A 243-nucleotide genomic window follows, 5' to 3' on the forward strand; every position below is an offset into this window, starting at 1 on the left:
GCTGGTTTGACCACGCCGTTGATGCCAAGACCAGTCTGCAGGAATTCTTGCAGCGCAACGGAGATGTTGATATTGAATACCATCTCCTCAGCGAAGCCGGTACTGAAAACGATCCGCAGTTTAAAGTCAGCGTCAGCGTAAACGGCGAACCGATTGCTCAAGGGATCGGCAGCTCAAAGAAACACGCTGAAATGCAGGCGGCACAGGCAGCTTTGAATCAGCTGCGCAAAAATAACTAAAAGG

At 50.6% G+C, this 243-nt stretch carries 1 protein-coding gene; it reads left to right on the forward strand.

Going from position 1 to position 243, the window contains the following annotated elements:
- Positions 1 to 239: putative dsRNA-binding protein (locus LJE08_RS14365; protein ID WP_255650369.1), on the forward strand; the 239-nt coding region annotated here is incomplete at its 5' end.
- Positions 240 to 243 lie beyond the last annotated feature (4 nt).

Origin of the sequence: Holdemanella sp. DFI.5.55 (assembly GCF_020593575.1) — a bacterium.
Taxonomy (GTDB): Bacteria; Bacillota_I; Bacilli_A; order Erysipelotrichales; family Erysipelotrichaceae; genus Holdemanella; species Holdemanella hominis.